We start from the raw sequence: 1,780 nt of genomic DNA on the forward strand, positions 1-1,780 counted from the left end.
GACCCCGCTGGATGTGCTGGTGCTGCACCACGTCACGCACCGTGCGCGTGACAAGCGCCTGGCCGACATTTGTTTCATCATGAACATCGAGGACACGCATCTGGTGAATTACGCCCTGAAAAAGCTGCAAGGTTTGGGGGTGGTGATGTCTCAAAAAAATGGCAAAGACGTGACCTATGCCGTCACCGACGAAGGTCGCGCTTACGTGCAGCGCTACCGCGAAATCCGCGAGAGCTGCCTGATTGACGCCCTGAAAGCCGACGATGGCCTGAACCGCGACATTGGCGAATTGGCCCGATTGCTGCGCGTGCTCTCGGGCATGTACGACCAGGCTGCGCGTGCTGCCGCTTCTTTGTGACCTTGGTTTTTATATTCTGATTGTTGAGCGACTTATGACCGAATCCCAAATCGCACCCACTGGTAAAAACCGTTGGCAGTTCTGGATCGACCGGGGCGGCACGTTCACCGACGTGGTGGGCAAGCGCCCGGATGGCAGCTTGGTGACGCACAAGCTTTTGAGCGAAAACCCCGAGCAGTACCGCGATGCGGCGGTGGCGGGCATTCGCCATTTACTGGGCCTGAAAGCTGGTGAGACAGTCACACCCGAGATGGTCGAGTGCGTGAAGATGGGCACCACCGTGGCCACCAATGCGCTGCTGGAGCGCAAGGGAGAGGCAACGCTGCTGGTCACCACACAAGGCTTTGGCGACGCGCTGCGAATCGCCTACCAAAACCGCCCTCGTTTATTTGACCGTCAAATCGTGCTGCCCGAGTTGCTTTACAGCGCGGTGGTGGAGGCACATGAGCGTGTGGCCGTGGATGGCGAGGTTTTGCAGCCCTTGGACGAGGCGCATTTGCGCACCCAATTGGCCCATGCGCACCAACAAGGTGTGCGCTCAGTGGCCATCGTGTTCATGCATGGGTGGCGACACACCGCGCACGAGCAGGCTGCTGCCCGCTTGGCGCGAGAAGTGGGTTTCACGCAGGTCAGCACCTCACACCAGACCAGCCCGATGATGAAATTCGTCAGCCGGGGCGACACCACGGTGGTGGATGCGTATTTGTCACCGATTTTGGGGCGCTATGTGAGCCAAGTGGCGAGCGAAATGCCGGGCGTGAAGCTGATGTTCATGCAGTCTTCGGGCGGCCTCACGGACGCCCAGGTGTTTGCGGGCAAGGATGCGATTTTGAGCGGCCCGGCTGGCGGCATTGTGGGCATGGCCCGCACGGCGCAGTTGGCGGGGCACGACAAGGTGATTGGTTTTGACATGGGCGGCACGTCCACCGATGTGTCGCACTTTGCCGGGCAGTTCGAGCGCGAGTTTGAAACGCAAGTAGCCGGGGTGCGGATGCGCGCGCCGATGATGAGCATCCACACCGTGGCCGCAGGCGGCGGGTCTTTGTTGGCCTACGACGGTGCGCGCTTTCGGGTGGGGCCGCAAAGCGCGGGGGCCAATCCGGGGCCTGCCAGTTACCGACGGGGTGGACCGCTGGCCGTGACCGATGCGAACGTGATGGTGGGCAAGGTGCAGCCGCGCTTTTTCCCGTCGGTGTTTGGCCCAGAAGCCAACCAGCCGCTGGACGCCGAGGTGGTGCGCGGGCATTTTGCAAAAATGGCCGCACAAACCGGGCGTGCCGCTGAAGACGTGGCGCATGGTTTCATCCAAATCGCGGTGCAGCAGATGGCCAACGCGATCAAGAAAATTTCGGTCGCACGCGGCTACGACGTGACGCGCTACACACTGCAATGCTTTGGCGGCGCGGGCGGGCAGCACGCTTG

Annotated in this window: 2 protein-coding genes; both read left to right on the top strand. The window is 61.5% G+C overall.

Annotated elements, in window-relative coordinates; translation table 11 throughout:
• Positions 1-358 (top strand): winged helix DNA-binding protein (locus Q0341_RS02730; protein ID WP_299510383.1); only part of this gene is annotated, 358 nt, incomplete at its 5' end.
• A 34-nt stretch (positions 359-392) separates the two neighbouring features.
• Positions 393-1,780 (top strand): hydantoinase/oxoprolinase family protein (locus tag Q0341_RS02735; RefSeq protein ID WP_299510385.1); only part of this gene is annotated, 1,388 nt, incomplete at its 3' end.

The sequence above is a fragment of the uncultured Limnohabitans sp. genome (assembly GCF_937889215.1).
Taxonomy (GTDB): domain Bacteria; phylum Pseudomonadota; class Gammaproteobacteria; order Burkholderiales; family Burkholderiaceae_C; genus Limnohabitans_A.